Annotated in this window: 1 protein-coding gene (running past one end of the window); it reads left to right on the top strand. The window is 53.4% G+C overall.

Features of this window, described 5'->3' with window-relative positions:
• Window positions 1-20,375, top strand: the 3' portion of a protein-coding gene (locus tag B0X70_RS25680; protein ID WP_217469780.1) for a non-ribosomal peptide synthase/polyketide synthase. It extends 13,978 nt beyond the left edge of the window; only the last 20,375 of its 34,353 coding nucleotides appear in the window; the start codon falls outside the window, past its left edge; the stop codon is at window positions 20,373-20,375.

The following is a 20,375-nucleotide window of genomic DNA, read 5'->3' as shown; positions in this document are numbered from 1 at the left end:
CGGCCCCGGACGGCGAGGCTTTTGCCCGTCAGATTTATGCAGCGCCGCAAGGGGAGACAGAAACCACATTGGCGGCTATCTGGCGTGAGTTGCTTGGTATTGAACAGATCAGTCGGCACGATAGCTTCTTCGCGCTGGGGGGCCATTCTCTGCTGGCGGTACGGATGATTGAACGCTTGCGTCACCTGGGGCTGACACTGGCGGTACGTGATCTGTTTCAGTCGCCAGTGTTGTCTGAATTGGCGCAAACGTTGGGGCAGCATCGGGCTGTGGTGGTACCGCCAAATGTCATTACGTCAGCAACGACGACAATTACGCCGGGAATGTTGCCGCTGGTAGATCTGACTCAGGCTGACATTGACAGTATCGTCGGGCAAGTGCCGGGTGGGATGGCCAATATTCAGGATATTTATGCCTTGTCACCGTTGCAGGACGGTATTTTGTTCCATCACTTATTGGCGAGCGAAGGTGATCCCTATCTGGTGATCAGTCAGATGGCTTTTGCTGATCGCGCTTTGCTAGACCGTTATTTAGCGGCAGTGAAACAGGTGATTGAACGTCACGATATCCTGCGTACTGCTTTTCTCTGGCAAGGATTATCTGTGCCGGTTCAAGTGGTTTGGCGTCAGGCGCCTTTATCGGTCACTGAATTGACGCTGAACCCGGCGGATGGGCCGATTTGTGAACAACTGACTCAACGTTTTAATCCCCGTCATTATCGTCTTGACTTGAACCAAGCGCCATTGTTGCGGTTTGTGGCGGCGCAGGAGACTGATGGGCGCTGGATGGTACAGCAATTACTGCATCACCTGATTGGCGACCATACCACGTTGGACGTGATGAACCGTGAAGTTCAAGTTTATCTGGACGGACAGGCAGAAAGCCTGCCTGTGCCGACGCCTTTCCGCAATCTGGTGGCACAGGCTCGGTTGGGTGTCAGTCAAACGGAACATATTCGCTTCTTTAGCGAGATGTTGGCTGGTGTGGATGAACCGACGCTGCCGTTTGGTTTGACGGAAGTACATCGTGATGGTTCACAGGTGGCGGAATCCCATCGGATGTTGGCGCCTGAACTGAATGATCGCCTGCGCGGTCAGGCTCGGCGTTTGGGCGTCAGTCTGGCGGCGTTGTGCCATCTGGCCTGGGCACAGGTGTTGTCGCATACCAGCGATCAGGAGCAAGTGGTGTTCGGTACCGTGCTGTTTGGACGCATGGCGACGGGAGAGGGTACCGACAATGGCATGGGGCTGTTTATCAATACCTTGCCGTTACGGTTGGACATCGATAATACGCCGGTACAGGACAGTGTACGGGCCGCTCATACCCGACTGGCCGGATTATTAGAACATGAACATGCTTCACTGGCGCTGGCCCAGCGTTGCAGTGGCGTGCAGGGCGAGATCCCCCTCTTTAGTAGCTTGCTGAACTATCGACATAATGCCTTGTCGGCAACGTCAGATGGACAGATAGACGGTATTGAGTTTCTTGAGGCACATGAGCGAACTAACTACCCGTTAGTACTGTCGGTGGAGGATTTTGGCGAAGCATTGGGATTGACCGCTCAAGTTGTCCAGCCGTTTGAACCAGAACGGATATGCGGCTACATGCAACAGGCACTGGAGAGCTTGGTGGAAGCACTAGAACAGGCGCCGAAAATGTCGGTACATCAGTTAAAAATTGTGCCGGAAGCGGAGCGTACATTGTTGTTAACAACCTGGAACGCCACGGAAACCACATATCCTGATGTGTCATGTATTCATCAATTATTTGAACAACAGGTGGAGCAAACCCCTGATGCGATAGCGTTAGTGTATGAAGATCAGGCGCTCAGTTATGCGGAATTAAATGCCCGTGCTAACCGGTTAGCCCATCAGCTTATCGCGTTGGGCGTAGAGCCGGATCAGCGAGTGGCGATTTGCGTGTCACGTTCGCCGGCAATGGTGGTGGGGGTATTGGCAATACTGAAAGCCGGTGGCGCCTATGTGCCGTTGGACCCGGTTTATACCGGGGAGCGTTTGGCGCATATTCTGACCGATGCCGCTCCGGCTATGGTGCTGGCGGATGATATCGGACGTGATGCACTGGGCGAGAAAACGCTGGCTGGTCTGACTGTACTCGACCCCAATATCTTGCCTGATCAACCGGATGGCAATCCACAGCTATCTACATTGACTTCCCGGCATTTGGCGTATGTGATTTACACCTCTGGCTCAACCGGCACGCCGAAGGGGGTGATGGTCGAACATCGTAATATTCTGCGTTTGTTTGAGGCGACTGAATCCTGGTATCACTTTAATCGACAAGATGTTTGGTGCTTGTTCCATTCTATCGCCTTTGACTTCTCGGTGTGGGAATTATGGGGGGCGTTACGTTACGGTGCTAAACTGGTTCTGGTGCCGCACGCGATTGCCCGTTCCCCTCAAGAGCTGCATCAATTCGTGTGCCAGCACGGTATCACGGTATTGAATCAGACGCCGAGCGCTTTCAAAGCCTTTATTGCCAGTTATGTTGATAACCCATTACCGGACCAGTTGCGTTATATCATCTTTGGAGGAGAAGCTCTTGAACCCGGTATGTTACGGCCGTGGTATCGCCTGCGTGAAGAGACGTCACCGCAGTTAGTCAATATGTACGGTATCACGGAGACAACAGTTCATGTGACTTATCGGGAACTGAATCCGCATGATGTGGAACAGATAACCAGTCCTATTGGTGCGCGTATTCCGGATTTAACCCTCTATCTGTTGGATAAATATGGCCAGCCGGTGCCGTTAGGAGCGGAGGGTGAGTTGTATGTGGGTGGCGCCGGTGTGGCCCGTGGTTATTTGAATCGCCCAGAGCTGACAGCGGAACGTTTCCTGATTGATCCGTTTAGTGATCGACCGGATGCCCGGATGTACCGTACCGGAGATTTGGCCCGTTACCTGCCGAAGGGGGATTTAGTGTTTGTGGGCCGCAACGACCAGCAGGTTAAAATCCGCGGTTTCCGCATTGAGCCAGGGGAAATTGAAACCCGTCTGATAGAGCACCCGGCTGTGCGTGAGGCGGCTGTGCTGGCGCTGGGGGATGGGCCGGATAAACGTCTGGTTGCTTATGTGGCGGCGCCAGTGGATGACGGGTTGGTGAATAGTTTGCGTACTCACCTGAGTAAAATGTTGCCTGACTACATGGTACCGTCAGCCTTTGTGCGGCTGGATGCTTTCCCGTTAACGCCGAATGGGAAGCTGGATCGTCGGGCGCTACCGGCACCGGACGGCGAGGCTTTTGCTCGTCAGATTTATGCAGCGCCGCAAGGGAAAACGGAAATCGCATTGGCGGCTATCTGGCGTGAGTTGTTAGGTATAGAACAGATTAGCCGGTACGATAGCTTCTTCGCGCTGGGCGGCCATTCTCTGCTTGCTGTACGGATGATTGAACGTCTGCGTCACCTGGGGCTGACACTGGCGGTGCGTGACCTGTTCCAGTCGCCGGTGTTATCTGAACTGGCCCAAACATTAGGGCAATATCGTGCTGTGGCAGTGCCGCCGAATGTGATTACGTCAGCGACGACGACAATTACACCGGAGATGTTGCTGCTGGTAGATCTGACCCAAGCTGACATTGACTGTATCGTCGGGCAAGTGCCGGGCGGGATGACCAATATTCAGGATATTTATGCCTTGTCGCCGTTGCAGGATGGTATTTTGTTCCACCACTTATTGGCAAACGAAGGTGATCCGTATCTGGTGGTCAGTCAGATAGCCTTTGCTGATCGCGCTTTGCTAGACCGTTATCTGGCGGCGGTACAACAGGTGGTTGATCGCCATGATATCCTGCGTACCGCCTTTATCTGGCGAGAGTTGTCTGTACCGGTTCAGGTGGTCTGGCGTCAAGCCGCTTTGTCAGTGATGGAACTGGATTTGAATCCGGCGGATGGGCGAGCTAGTGATCAGTTAACCCAGCGTTTTGACCCCCGTCATCATCGTCTCGATTTGGGCGAGGCGCCGTTATTGCGCTTTGTGGTGGCGCAAGAGGTTGATGGCCGCTGGATTGTACAGCAATTGTTGCACCATCTGATTGGCGACCATACCACGTTGGACGTAATGAACCGTGAAGTACAAGCTTATCTGAACGGGCAGGAGGAGAGTCTGCCAGCGCCGACACCTTTCCGCAATCTGGTGGCGCAGGCCCGGTTAGGCGTCAGTCAGGAAGAACATACCCGCTTCTTTACTGACATGTTAGTCGAGGTAGATGAACCGACCTTGCCGTTTGGTTTGACGGAGGTATATCGTGATGGATCACAGGTGACGGAATCGCACCGGATGTTGTCAGTCGAACTCAATAACCGTTTACGTCATCAGGCGAGACAGTTGGGCGTCAGTCTGGCGGCCTTGTGTCATCTGGCCTGGGCACAGGTACTATCGTGCGCCAGCGAGCAGGAACAAGTGGTGTTTGGCACGGTGCTGTTTGGGCGCATGGCGGCGGGAGATGGGGCCGACAGCGGCATGGGGCTGTTTATTAATACCTTGCCGCTGCGGTTGGATATCGATGAGACCTCGGTACGAGACAGTGTGCAGGCCGCTCATACCCGATTGGCTGGATTATTAGCTCATGAGCATGCGTCTCTGGCGCTGGCGCAGCGTTGCAGCAGTGTCGCTAGTGGTACGCCGCTCTTCAACGCATTATTAAACTACCGGCATAACCTCTCTCTGGTAGCGCCGGATGAAACAATGAAGGGCATTGAATTCTTAAGTGGGCAGGAGCGGACTAACTATCCGTTTACCCTGTCAGTGGAGGATTTTGGCGATGCTCTGGGGCTGACGGCTCAAATTGTCCAGCCGTTTGATCCGGATCGCATATGCGGTTATATGCAGCAGGCGCTGGAAAGTCTGGCGGAAGCACTTGAACGGCGGCCTGAGACGCCGGTGCGGGCATTAAATATTTTGCCAGAGGTGGAGCGAAAGCTGTTGCTGGAAATGTGGGATACCACTGAAACCGCGTATCCTGAGATGTTATGTATTCATCAGTTGTTTGAACAACAGGTGGAGCAAACCCCAGAGGCCACGGCGTTAGAGTATCAAGAACAAATCCTCAGCTATGCTGAACTCAATAGCAGAGCTAACCGTCTTGCTCACAAACTGATTACGCTGGGAGTCGTACCGGACCAGCGGGTAGTGATTTGTGCAACACGTTCACCAGCGATGCTAGTGGGACTGTTGGCGATACTGAAAGCCGGAGGGGCGTATGTGCCGTTGGACCCAACTTATCCGGGGGAACGTCTGACGCATATCCTGAATGATGTTGCCCCGTCAGTGGTGTTGGCGGATAAGATTGGACGATCGGCTCTGAGCGAAGAGGCATTGGTCGGGTTAACGGTATTAGATCCGAATATTCAGCCTGACCAACCGGACAGCAATCCACAAGGGATTGCACTGACTCCACAACATCTGGCGTATGTTATCTATACTTCTGGCTCTACCGGCATGCCGAAAGGTGTAATGGTGGAACATCAGGCTATTTATCAACGCTATTTCGGTTTTAATCAGACCTATGCCGTCACGGCACAAGACCGGATGCTGCAATTTTCCTCTTTTGCTTTCGATGCGTCCGTCGAAGAATTGTTTTCGTCATTATGCAATGGCGCCACGCTGGTGATTCGTGATGATAGTTGGCTGGCTTCTGTGTCGGCGTTTATCACCTTAGCCCGGCAGAATCAAATCACCGTGATGTCTCTGCCAACCCTGTTCTGGTCTGAACTGGCAGCCAGAGACAGGACATTATTGCTACCGGATTGCCTCAGATTAATCATTATTGGTGGCGAGATGGTGAAGAAGAGCGCCATTCAGGCGTGGTTTGCGCAGGCAGAGCCTCGTCCACGATTATTAAATACTTATGGCCCGACGGAAAATACCGTCATTGCGACCTGTCAGGCGATATTATCCGCGGAAGATGCGTGTTCTATAGGCCGACCAGTTAGCCATACTGGCATATACTTGCTGGACAGATATGGCCAGCCTGTGCCATTAGGCAGTATTGGCGAAATATATATTGGTGGCGCCGGTGTGGCGCGTGGCTATCTGAACCGCCCTGAATTGACCGCCGAACGTTTCCTTGTTGATCCATTCAGTAGTAACCCAGATGCCCGTATGTACCGCACCGGGGATTTAGCCCGTTATCTGCCAGACGGCAATCTGGAATTCCTGGGCCGTAACGACCAGCAGGTTAAAATCCGCGGCTTCCGCATTGAACCGGGGGAAATTGAAGCCCGGTTGGCGGAACACCCGGCGGTGAATGAATCGGTGGTATTGGCGCAGGGTGAAGGACAAGAGAAACGGCTGGTTGCCTATGTCTTGGCGCCAGAGGATGATGGGCTGGTGAACAGCCTGCGTGCTCACCTGAGCGCTATTTTGCCTGATTATATGGTGCCAACGGCTTTTGTGCGGCTGGATGCATTCCCGTTGACTCCGAACGGTAAGCTGGATCGTCGAGCGTTACCGGCGCCGGACAGTGACGCGGTGGCTCGTCAAACTTATGAAGCGCCACAAGGGGAAACGGAAATAGCCCTAGCGGCGATTTGGCGTGAAGTCTTAGGTGTTGAACAGATCAGCCGGTATGACAATTTCTTTGCTCTGGGCGGTCACTCGTTACTGGCGATGCGAGTGATGAATCGGGTAGCTGCTTTAGGTGGAGAATTGCCGCTGACGACTCTGTTTAAATCCCCTTCGTTAAAGGCATTTGCTGAGGTTATGCAAGTCCGGATGGGACAGCCGGACATTATTCTGCCGTCCATCCTGCCGATATCCCGTGAAGGGGAATTACCGTTATCATTTGCTCAACAACGCCTGTGGTTCCTGGCGCAGCTTGAGGGCGTCAGTGAAACTTATCATATCCCGATGTCCCTGCGTTTGTCTGGTCAACTGGATATCATGGCCTGGCAAAAGGCGCTGGATACCTTGTTTGCCCGTCATGAAGCGTTACGTTCTGTCTTTGTTTCTGTAGATGGTCAGCCGCAAGTGCGACTGTTGGAACCGGATAGCGGCTTACTGTTATCTCAATATGACCTGCGCGGAGTTTCGGATGCTGATGAAGTTCTTGAGCGCCTGAGCACGGAGGAGGCCCATGCGTCATTTGACCTCGAAAGCGGCCCGCTTATTCGCGCGGCTCTCATCCGGCTCACCGATGACGAATATCAATTTTTACTGACTCAGCATCATATTATTTCTGATGGCTGGTCTGGCAATGTACTGATACAGGAACTGAACGCGCTCTATACGGCGTTTGTGACTGGGCAACCGGATACGTTGCCGCCGTTGGCGATTCAATACCCGGATTACGCCGCCTGGCAGCGTCAGTGGTTGTCGGCTGAACGGGTTCAGGTTCAATCCGACTATTGGCGTGCAATGTTGGCTGACGCGCCGGTTCTATTGGATGTGCCCACTGACCGGCCCCGTCCGCCGGAGCAGTCGTTTGCCGGAGATGCCGTGCCGGTTAACTTAGATGTTGAATTAACGACCGCCCTTAAGCGCCTGAGTGAGCAGCAGGGCGTCACCTTATTCATGACGCTGTTGTCAGCCTGGGCGGTGGTTCTGTCACGTTTGTCAAGTCAGGAAGATGTGGTGATTGGCACGCCGAGCGCAGGCCGTGGTCGTCAGGAAGTGGAACCGTTGATTGGCTTCTTTGTCAATACGTTGGCGTTGCGTATTGGTTTATCAGGCGAGCTGACCGTGACGGAATTACTGGCGCGAGTTCGGCAAACCGCATTGACGGCTCAGGAGCATCAGGACTTACCGTTTGAACAGGTGGTGGAAATCGTACAGCCGCCGCGCCGACTGGCGCATACCCCGTTATTCCAGGTGATGTTTGCCTGGCATAACAATGAGAACTCGGAATGGGAATTACCGGGGCTGGCAGTCTCACCGGTCTATCAAGCTTTTGATATTGTCAAGTTTGATCTTGAACTGGGCCTGGCAGAGGAGGAGGGCAGGATTATTGGGGCGCTGAGTTATGCCGCCGCCCTGTTTGATTCGGCAACAATGGAACGACAGGTGGGATATCTGCATGCGGTGTTGCAAGCGATGGTGGTTAACCCTCAACAGCCGATCGGAGAAATTGATATTCTGGCCCCGGCGGAGCGCAAGCTATTGCTGGAGACCTGGAACATGACGGGAACCACCTATCCTGAGGCGTTATGCATTCATCAATTGTTTGAACAACAGGTGGAGCAAACCCCGGAGGCCACGGCGCTGGTGTATCAAGAGCAAACCCTCAGTTATGCCGAATTAAATGCCCGCGCTAACCGGTTGGCCCATCAGCTTATCGCATTGGGTGTCGTACCTGACCAGCCGGTGGCGATTTGTGTGTCACGTTCACCGGTGATGGTGGTGGCGCTGTTGGCGGTGTTGAAAGCCGGTGGCGCCTATGTGCCGCTGGACCCAACTTATCCGCTAGAACGTTTGGCGTATATCCTGAATGATACTACTCCGTCAGTGGTATTGGCTGATGCGACTGGACGGGCAGCGCTGGGTGACGAAGCGTTGAGCGGGCTGACGGTACTTGACCCGAATACCTTGCCAGATCAGTCGGATCGCAACCCGCAGGTAGCTGCGTTGACGCCGCGGCATCTGATTTACATCATCTATACCTCCGGCTCCACTGGACAGCCGAAAGGGGTGATGGTGGAACATCAGGCGGTGTATCAGCGTCATTTGGGTTTTAATGAGTCTTATGCGGTTACGGCACAAGATCGGATGTTGCAATTTGCTTCTTTTGCATTTGACGTTTCAGTGGAAGAGTGTTTCTCGACATTATGCAACGGAGCCACGCTGGTTATGCGTGATGATAGTTGGCTGACGTCGATGTCGGAGTTTATTGCCTTAGCCTGGCAGCACCGTATCACAGTGCTGTCTTTACCGGCGTTATTTTGGTCCGAACTGGTTGCCAGAGACGATAATGCATTACCGCTGCCGGATTGTCTCCGGCTCATTATCATTGGCGGTGAGGCGGTCAAAAAGAGCGCCATTCAGGACTGGTTTGTGCGAGAACTCCATCGACCCCGACTATTGAACGCTTATGGCCCGACGGAAAATACCGTAACAGCGACTTGTAAGGAGGTTTTATCTCCAACCGATGATTGTTCTATTGGTCGGCCGCTTAAAAATACCTGCGTTTACCTGCTGGACAAATACGGTCAGTTAGTGCCGTTGGGCGGGGTTGGCGAAATGTATATTGGCGGCGTGGGTGTGGCGCGGGGTTATCTTAACCAGCCGGAACTGAGCGCGGAACGTTTTATACCGGACCCTTTTAGTTCGGTATCTGGCGCGCGGATGTATGTTACTGGGGATTTGGCCCGCTACTTGCCGGATGGCAGCCTGGAATTCCTGGGGCGTAACGACCATCAGGTTAAAATTCGCGGCTTCCGGATTGAGCTGGGAGAAATTGAAACCCGGTTGGAGGAACACCCGGCGGTGCAAGAGGCGGCAGTGTTGGTGTGGGAGGATGAGCAGAGCAAACGGCTGGTCGCCTATGTGGCGGCAGAAGAGAATGAAGGGTTGGCAGTCCGTTTGCGTGAACATTTGAGTGCCGTTTTGCCTGACTATATGGTACCGGCGGCTTTTGTGCGGCTGGATACTTTACCGCAGACCCCGAATGGCAAGTTGGATCGCCGGGCGTTGCCGGCGCCGGGGGAGGAGGCGTTTGCCCGTCAGATCTATGAAGCCCCGCAAGGGAAGATAGAAACGATGTTGGCGGCTGTCTGGTGTGAGTTACTGGGTGTTGAGCAGATTAGCCGGCATGACAGTTTCTTTGCGCTGGGTGGTCATTCGCTGCTTGCTGTGCGCATGATTGAACGATTGCGACGTATCGGTCTGAGTATATCGGTAAAAACGTTATTCCAGCATCCGACACTCTGTATTTTGGCACAGTCTCTGGTTCAGCATAATGAAATTCAGGTGCCTGACAACCGTATTACACCGGATACGACGGTGCTGACGCCGGCGATGTTGCCGCTGATTGATTTAACCCAGGCTGACATTGACCACATTGTTGAGCAGGTGCCGGGCGGGATCGCCAATATTCAGGATATCTATGCGCTGTCGCCGTTGCAGGATGGCATTTTGTTCCACCATCTGTTGGCAAATGAAGGTGATCCGTATCTGTTGACGGGGCAGATGGCTTTTGCTGACCGAGCGCTGTTGGATCGTTATCTGGCGGCGGTTCAACAGATCATTGATCGGCACGATATTCTACGTACCGCGTTTCTCTGGCAGGGATTGTCAGTCCCGGCGCAAGTGGTTTGGCGTCAAGCCCCATTGTCGGTGACGGAACTGACATTAAATCCGGCTGACGGCCCGGTCAGCGAGCAGTTAACCCAGCGTTTTGATCCGCGTCATCATCGTCTCGACCTGAGCGAAGCGCCGTTGTTGCGTTTTGTCATCGCTCGGGAAACCGATGGTCGTTGGTTGTTGCTGGAATTGCATCATCACTTGATCGGCGATCATGAAACGATGGAGGTGATGCACCGCGAAGTGCAGGCGTACCTGACAGGCCAGGAGGATAATCTGCCTGCGCCGACACCGTTCCGCAATCTGGTGGCTCAGGTCCGGTTGGGGGTAAGTCAGGAAGAGCACACGCGTTTCTTTACTGACATGTTAGCAGGGGTAGATGAGCCGACTCTGCCGTTTGGTTTGACGGAAGTGCGTCGTGATGGTTCGCAAGTCACGGAAGCTCACCGGATGTTGTCGGCTGGGTTAAATGACCGTTTGCGTCATCAGGCGAGACATCTGGGCGTCAGTCTGGCGGCCTTGTGTCATCTGGCTTGGGCGCAGGTGTTGGCGCGTACCAGCGGTCAGAAGAATGTTGTGTTTGGTACGGTGCTGTTTGGGCGTATGCAGGCCGGGGAAGGGGCAGATAATAGCATGGGGCTGTTTATTAATACCTTGCCGTTGCGGCTGGATATCGATGAGACCTCAGTACGGAGCAGCGTGCAGGCTGCCCATGCTCGACTAGCCGGACTATTAGAACATGAGCACGCGTCGCTAGCGCTGGCCCAGCGTTGCAGCGGTGTGCAAGGTGAAATTCCTCTCTTTAATAGCTTGCTGAACTATCGGCATAACACCTTGCTGGCAGCGTCGGATGACATCATCAGCGGTATTGAATTTATTGGTGGGCAAGAGCGGACTAACTATCCGTTAATGCTATCAGTGGAGGATTTTGGTGAATCCTTGGGGCTGACGGCTCAGGTCGTGCAACCGTTTGATCCTGAAAGTCTATGCGGTTATATGCAGCGAGCGCTGGAAAGTCTGGTGGATGCCCTTGAGCGAGTGCCGGACATGCCTGTGAGGGCATTGGAAATCTTGCCGAAAGCGGAACGTACGCTGTTGCTCGAAACTTGGAACGCGACGGAAAGCGTTTATCCTGAGATGTTATGTGTTCATCAGTTGTTTGAACAACAGGTGGAGCAAACCCCTGACGCGACAGCGTTAGTGTATCAAGAGCAAACCCTCGGTTACGCCGAATTAAATATCCGTGCCAACCGTCTGGCCCATCAGCTTATCGCACTGGGCGTCGTACCTGATCAACGGGTGGCGATTTGCGTGGCGCGTTCACCGGCGATGGTAGTGGGATTGTTGGCGGTGATGAAAGCGGGCGGGGCGTATGTGCCGCTAGACCCGTCTTATCCTGGCGGGCGTCTGACACATGTCCTGCATGATGCGGCCCCAATGGTGGTGCTGGCGGATGAGGTTGGCAGGGCTGTACTGGGTGAGGAAGCGCTGACCAAACTGACAGTACTGAACCCGAATACTCTGCCTGATCAGCCGGACAATAATCCACGGGTGCCTGCGCTGACTTCCCGGCATCTGGCCTATGTGATTTACACCTCCGGCTCCACGGGGGTGCCCAAAGGGGTGATGATTGAGCACCGCAATGCGGTTAACTTCCTGTACTGGGCGCAGCGGGCCTTTGAGACGGAAGAGATCCACGAAGTGCTTTTCTCGACGTCGATGAGTTTCGACCTGTCCATTTTTGAATGTTTTATGCCGTTGTCTCGTGGCGCGGCGATTCATCTGGTAGAGGGTGCCTTGTCATTGATGCAGCATGCCCTGCCGGTGACCTTGATCAACTCAGTCCCGTCAGCAATGAAACCGTTATTGCAGGCTCAGGCGCTGATGGCGTCGGTTCATACTGTCAATCTGGCGGGGGAACCGCTCAAAGGCGCCTTAATTGAACAGATTTTCGCAGAAACACAAATACAGCGGCTGTGTAATCTCTATGGACCTTCTGAAACGACAACTTATTCAGCCTGGTTGCCGATACAGCGAGGCGACCGAATCATTGAAAGTATCGGCCGTCCGATAGCCAACACCTGTCTTTATTTACTGGACGAATATGGTCAACCGGTACCGTTAGGTGTAGTGGGGGAAATTTATATCGGTGGGGCGGGAGTGGCGCGTGGCTACCTCAATCGCCCTGACTTGACGGCGGAACGGTTCCTGATTGATTCATTTAGTGATATGCCGGATGCCCGGATGTACCGCACCGGGGATTTAGCCCGTTATTTGCCGGACGGCAATCTGGAATTTCTGGGCCGTAACGACCAGCAAGTGAAAATTCGCGGCTTCCGTATTGAACCGGGGGAAATTGAATCCCGGTTGGTGGAACACCCGGCGGTGAGTGAAGCTGTGGTATTAGCGCAAGGGGAAGGGCAGGAAAAACGGCTGGTGGCCTATGTGGTAGCGGAAGCCGATGAGGGGTTGATTAACCGTTTACGCGAACATCTGAGTATTCAGTTGCCTGATTACATGGTGCCGTCGGCCTTTGTGCGGCTGGATGCACTGCCATTGACGCCGAACGGTAAATTGGATCGTCAAGCGTTACCGGCGCCAGACAATGAAGCTGTTGCCCGTCAGGTTTACGAAGCGCCACAGGGAGAAACGGAAATGGCTCTGGCGGCGATTTGGCGTGAAGTCTTAGGTGTTGAACAGATCAGCCGGTATGACAATTTCTTTGCTCTGGGCGGCCATTCGTTGCTGGCGGTGCGGGTGATGAACCGGGTAGCGGCTTTGGGGATCGAACTGCCGCTAACGACCTTGTTTAAGTCTCCTTCGTTAAGGGCGTTTGCTGAGGTTATGAAAGCCCGGCCCGGTCAACCGGATAATATCTTGCCGATATCCCGTGATGGGGCGTTACCGTTATCATTTGCTCAACAGCGCTTGTGGTTCCTGGCGCAGCTTGAGGGCGTCAGTGAAACTTATCATATCCCGATGGCCCTGCGTTTAAGTGGACAATTGGATGTCATGGCTTGGCAAAAAGCGCTGGATACCTTATTTGACCGCCATGAAGCGTTACGCTCGGTTTTTGTCTCTGTAGATGGTCAGCCACAAGTACATCTGTTGGAGCCGGATAGCGGCTTACTATTATCTCAATATGACCTGCGCGGGATACCGGATGCTGATGTTGTTCTTGAGCGCCTGAGCGTAGAGGAAGCCCATGCGTCATTTGACCTTGAAAGCGGCCCGCTTATTCGTGCGGCGCTCATCCGGATCACCGATGACGAATATCAGTTTTTGCTGACCCTGCATCACATAATTTCCGATGGCTGGTCTGCCAATGTGCTGATACAGGAGCTGAACACACTCTATACGGCGTTTATGGATGGGCAATCCGATCCATTGCCGCCATTGGCGATTCAATACCCGGATTACGCCGCCTGGCAACGTCAGTGGTTATCGGCTGAACGTATTCAGGTTCAGTCAGACTATTGGCGGACAATGTTGGCTGATGCGCCAGTCTTGCTAGATTTGCCGACAGATCGGCCTCGACCGCCGGAGCAGTCGTTTGTTGGGCAGTCCGTGCCGATTAACCTGGATGCGGCGTTAACGACCACCCTTAAGCGCCTGAGTGAACAGCACGGCGTCACCTTATTTATGACGCTGTTGTCAGCGTGGGCGGTGGTTCTATCGCGCTTGTCAGGTCAGGAAGATGTGGTGATTGGCACCCCGAGCGCGGGTCGCAATCGTCAGGAAGTAGAGCCGTTGATTGGTTTCTTTGTCAATACGTTAGCGTTGCGCATGGATTTATCGGGTGAACTGACGGTGACGGAATTACTGGCGCGAGTTCGGCAAACCGCATTGACAGCTCAGGAGCATCAGGATTTACCGTTTGAACAGGTGGTGGAAATTGTGCAACCGCCGCGCCGACTGGCGAATACCCCATTGTTCCAGGTGATGTTTGTCTGGCAGAACAATGAGAACACGGAGTGGGGATTACCGGGGCTGGCGGTGTCGCCGGTCAATCAAGCCGTTGATGTTGTCAAGTTTGATCTTGAACTGAGCTTGTCAGAGGAGGAGGGCAGGATTGTTGGGGAGTTGAATTTTGCCGCCGCCCTGTTTGATCCATCGACAATGGAGCGGCAGGTAGGATATCTGTATGCAGTATTGCAAGCGATGGCGGCTGACTCTCAACAGCCGGTCGGAGAAATTGATATCTTGTCCCCGGCGGAGCGTAGGTTGTTGTTGGAAACCTGGAACGCTACGGAAACCGCCTATCCTGAGAAGTTATGTATCCATCAGTTGTTTGAACGGCAGGTGGAGAAAACGCCTGATGCGATAGCATTAGTGTATGAAGAGCAAACCCTCAGTTATGCCGAATTAAATAGCCGTGCTAACCGGCTGGCTCGTCAACTGATCGAACAAGGAGTTTGTCCCGGTGATCATATTGCGCTCCTGCTAGCGCGTTCGATGGAACTGGTAGTGGCTCAATTGGCGATTCTTAAAGCCGGCGCCGTTTACGTGCCGATAGATCCCAATGTACCGGATGAACGGAAAAACTGGCTGATCAGTGATTGTTCCGCCAAGTTGTTGCTTACCGATATGCGGACGGGTATTCCGGCTAACTTGACTGTGCCGCTGCTTCGTCTCGCGGATGAAACAGATACGGGCTGCGAAGAAGATCGCTTTAACCTTGACTTACCGCGTTCCAGCGCCGAATTAGCGTATATCATGTACACCTCCGGTTCTACCGGGATGCCTAAAGGCGTATTGGTGCCGCATCGTGCGGTGGTCCGGCTGGTTATCAATAATGGTTATGCTGAAATCGTGCCGGATGATCGGGTAGCCTTTGCCGCCAATCCGGCTTTCGATGCCAGCACCTTTGAAGTTTGGGCGCCGTTGCTCAATGGCGGCGCGTTAGTGGTGATCGATCATGCCACTTTGTTGACGCCGCAGGCATTTGTACAAGATCTACAAATTCAACGAATCACGGTTCTGTGGTTGAGCGTCGGATTGTTTAACCAGTTGGCAGTGGAGCTGTCTCCGGTTCTTCCACAGATAAAGCTGCTGATTGTCGGCGGAGATGCCCTTGATCCCTATGTTATCGGCCAGGTACTGAACACCAGTCCGCCACAACAGCTATTAAATGGCTATGGACCGAGTGAAGGCACCACCTTTACGGCAACATACCGTATCATTGCATTAGAGCCGGGAGCCGCTCGCGTTCCTATCGGTCGACCGGTAGCCAACACGCGGGTTTATCTGTTGGACGCGTATGGTCAGCCGGTGCCGTTAGGCGTGGTCGGTGAGATTTATATTGGGGGAGATGGAGTGGCCTGTGGTTATCTTAATCGGCCAGAATTGACCGCTGAACGTTTCCTGATTGATCCGTTCAGTGATAATCCTGATGCCCGCCTGTACCGCACCGGGGATTTAGCCCGCTATCTACCGGATGGCAATCTGGAATTCCTGGGCCGCAATGATCAGCAGGTTAAAATCCGCGGTTTCCGCATTGAGCTAGAGGAAATTGAGGCCCGGTTAGCAGAGTACCCAACGGTGCGTGAGGCGGCGGTATTGGTACGAGGTGAAGGGCAGGAAAAACGGCTGGTGGCCTATGTGGCGGCGGAAGCCCGTGACGGACTGGCGAGTATCTTGCGTGCCCATCTAAGCGCCATTTTGCCTGACTATATGGTGCCGTCGGCCTTTGTACGACTGGATGCGTTTCCGCTAACGCCGAACGGTAAATTGGATCATCAAGCGTTGCCGGAACCGGACAATGACGCCTTTGTCCACCAGGTTTACGCCGCGCCTCAGGGAGAAACAGAAATAGCGTTGGCGGCTATCTGGCGTGAATTACTGGGGATTGAGCAGGTCAGCCGGTATGACAGCTTTTTTGCCTTGGGTGGTCATTCGCTGCTTGCGATACGGATGGTTGAACGCCTGCGTCACTTGGGATTGACGCTGACGGCGCGTGATCTGTTCCAATCACCGGTGCTGTCAGACCTGGTGAAAACATTGGGACAGCATCAGGCTGTGATAGTGCCGCCTAACGTCATCACTTCGGCAACTACGGCCCTGACGCCGGCGATGTTGCCGCTGATTGATTTGACTCAGGCTGACATTGACCGCATCGTCAGACAGGTGCCGGGCGGAGTAAGCAACATTCAGGATATCTATGCCCTGTCGCCGTTGCAGGACGGTATTTTGTTCCACCACTTACTGGCAAACGCAGGGGACCCTTATTTGTTAGCCGGTCAGATGGTCTTTGCTGATCGGACTCTACTGGACCGTTATCTGGCGGCAGTACAACAAGTTGTTGATCGCCACGATATTTTGCGTACCGCCTTTATCTGGCAAGAGTTGTCTGTGCCGGCTCAGGTCGTCTGGCGTCAGGCGCCTTTATCGGTTACTGAATTGACGCTAGACCCGGCGGATGGGCCGATTTGTGATCAGCTGATTCAACGTTTTAATCCCCGTCATTATCGTCTTGAGCTGGATCAAGCGCCATTGTTGCGGTTTGTGGTGGCGCAGGAGAGTGATGGTCGTTGGGTGGTACTGCAATTGCTGCATCATCTGATTGGCGACCATACCACGCTGGACGTGATGAACAGTGAGGTTCAGGCGTATCTTACCGAACGGGAGGAGAATCTGACCTCCCCAGTCTCTTTCCGTAATTTAGTGGCTGAGGCCCGGTTGGGAATGAGTCAGGAGGAACATACCCGCTTCTTTACTGAAATGTTGGCGGAGGTGGACGAACCCACGCTGCCATTCGGATTGACGGAGGTGCATCGTGATGGTTCACAGGTAACGGAATCCCACTGGATGCTGGCGCCTGAACTGAATGACCGTCTGCGTGGTCAGGCCCGGCGTTTGGGGGTCAGTCTGGCGGCGTTGTGCCATCTGGCTTGGGCACAGGTGTTGTCGCGTACCAGCGATCAGGAGCAAGTGGTGTTCGGCACCGTGCTGTTTGGGCGGATGCAGGCAGGTGAAGGCGCCGACAATGGCATGGGGCTGTTTATCAATACCTTGCCGCTGCGGTTGGACATCGATGATACGCCGGTACGGGAGAGTGTGCTGGCCGCCCATACCCGACTGGCCGGATTACTGGCGCATGAACATGCGTCACTGGCGTTGGCCCAGCGTTGCAGTGGTGTGCGGGGAGAGATCCCCCTCTTTAGCAGCTTGCTGAACTATCGACACAATGCATTTTCGACAACGTTGGATGAACTTGTAAACGGCATTGAATTCCTTGATGCGCAGGAGCGAACCAATTATCCATTAGTGCTGTCGGTGGAGGATTTTGGCGAATCCTTGGGGTTAACCGTCCAAGTTGCTCAGCCGTTTGAACCGGAACGAGTATGCAGTTATATGCAGCAGGCACTGGAGAGCCTGGCGAAAGCATTGGAACAGACCCCGGAAACACCGGTACGGACATTGAATATTCTGCCGGAAGCGGAGCGTACACTGTTGCTGGAAACCTGGAACGCAACGAAAACCGCGTATCCAGAGACGTTGTGTATTCATCAATTGTTTGAACAGCAGGTGGCGCAAACCCCTGATGCGATAGCATTAGTGTATGAAGATCACACCCTCAGTTATGTGGAATTAAATGCCCGTGCTAACCGGCTGGCCCATCAACTTATTGCTCTGGGCGTCGAGCCGGACCAACGGGTAGCGATTTGCGTGTCACGTTCACCGGCAATGGTGGTGGGGATATTGGCGATACTGAAAGCCGGCGGCGCCTATGTGCCGCTAGATCCGGTCTATACCGGGGAGCGTCTGGTACATATTCTGACTGATGCCGCTCCGGTTATTTTGCTGGCGGATAAAGCCGGGCGTGCTGCGTTGGGTGAGAAGGCACTGGCAGAACGCACCGTACTTGACCCAAATGCATTGTTCAACCAGCAGGACGACAACCCGCAGATACCGGCACTCACTTCACGACATCTGGCGTATGTCATTTATACCTCGGGTTCGACAGGAACACCGAAAGGCGTGATGCTGGAACATCGTGGTGTCTGCAACTACCTGCTATGGGCGCGGAGTGATTACCTCACTGAAAGGCAATTCAATAGTATCGTTTCGTCATCGATAGCTTTTGATGCCACGGTCACCAGTCTTTACCTGCCTTTACTGTGCGGCGGCAAGATCCATTTGCTCCGTGACGGGCAGGAGCTGGTTGAATTGCTTCCCGCGTTGTTATCAATGGAATCGGGTGCTTTGGTTAAAATTACTCCCGGTCATCTTTCGGCAATGGGGCAGAAATTGCAAACTATGGGACAAAAATGCCCCGCTCACTGCTTTATCGTGGGTGGAGAGACACTGCCCGGTTCCATTATTGCACTTTGGCGAACATTATCGCCTGGATCACGCATCATCAACGAGTACGGCCCAACCGAAACCGTCGTGGGTTGTACCGTGTTTGATGTCAATCACCCGAGCTGTTTTGCTGATAACGTACCGATTGGCCGCCCAATATCCAATACCCAAATTTATATTCTCGATACTTACGGGGAACCTGTCCCAATGGGTGTCACGGGTGAACTTTACATTGGGGGAGTCGCTGTCGCTCGTGGCTACCTGAATCGGCCGGAATTGACCGCTGAACGTTTCCTGGTTGATCCATTTAGTGATCGACCGGATGCCCGTATGTACCGTACCGGGGATTTAGCCCGCTACCTGCCGGATGGCAACCTGGAATTCCTGGGCCGCAACGACCAGCAGGTTAAAGTCCGTGGTTTCCGCATTGAACCGGGGGAAATTGAAACACGTCTGATAGAGCATCCGGGGGTTCGTGAGGCGACGGTGTTGGCGCTGGGGGATGGGCAGGACAAACGGCTGGTTGCTTATGTAGTGGTACCAGCGGATGAGGGGCTGACCAATAACCTGCGTACCCACTTGAGTGTCACTTTACCTGACTATATGGTGCCGTCAGCTTTTGTGCGGTTGGATGCTTTTCCGCTAACGCCGAACGGTAAATTGGACCGTCGGGCCTTGCCGGCTCCCGACAATGAGGCGTTTGCCCGTCAGAGTTATGAAGCGCCGCAAGGGGAAACGGAAATCGCATTGGCGGCTATCTGGCGTGAGTTGCTGGGGGTTGAACAAATAAGTCGGCATGACAACTTCTTCACGTTGGGCGGCCATTCACTGCTTGCCATGCGAATGATAAATCTTGCCGCTGGTCGGGGTTTGGTTTGCACATTGAATGCTGTGTTCCAATTTCCGGTGCTGACTGAACTGGCTGCGAAAATTACCTCAGATCTGTTGTCTCAGCCGCAAAACAGCGCCATATCGGTACGACTTGATGGAGCAGGGTTGCCGTTGTTCTTTGTGCCCAGTGGCATGGGTGATTACTCCTATGTCTTCGGGCTGGCTCGACATATTCCATCGGATCACCCGATTTATGCGCTGCCTTGGCCGTCTATTAATGAAAAACCGATGGCAACAATGGAGCAGCAGGCGGCGAGAATGATCACCTTGATAAAGGCTGTTCAACCGGAAGGACCTTATCGGCTATGTGGTTACTCTTCTGGTGGAATATTGGCTTATGCTATTGCTCAGCAGCTTTTGAATGCGGGTGAAGCAGTCAATTTCCTTGGGTTGATTGATGTGCCTGCGCCTCATTATTTAGGGGAACAGATCATACAACCTAAATATCGGTTCTTTATTGAACTGGCTCGACAGACAGGGGAGGAGTACACGGAAGAGATTGCGGCGTTATACCGGCGAATCGATGAGTTGAATTTTGTGCAGTTTATTGAAGCGGCACAAGAATTGGCGTTATATCCTGCAAATCTGCATGCTGATGTGATCGCAAAACGTTGGGAGCAGATCGAACATTACGCGCAAATAGTTGCGAACTATGAGCCGCCAGCATTAGCAATAACGCTGCATCAGTTCTATGCGGTAGAACCTTCCCCTGCTATTTCTTTTATAGAGGATGAAACACCGGAGTCAGTGAACATGGAACCGTCATTGGGTTGGGCGCAGATAATAGCTGATACCTCGCTTGAGCTGATTGCGATACCGGGTAACCATTTTAGTTTATTGGAGGATGATGAGAATAAAACTGTTTTAGCTCAGGCTTTAAATAGGGCGTTGGAAATCAGTTGTGATGAGGAGACATCGTAA

The sequence above is a fragment of the Photorhabdus akhurstii genome (genome assembly GCF_019090985.1).
GTDB classification, from domain to species: Bacteria; Pseudomonadota; Gammaproteobacteria; order Enterobacterales; family Enterobacteriaceae; genus Photorhabdus; species Photorhabdus akhurstii.
This window is presented reverse-complemented; position numbering and strand designations above follow the sequence as displayed.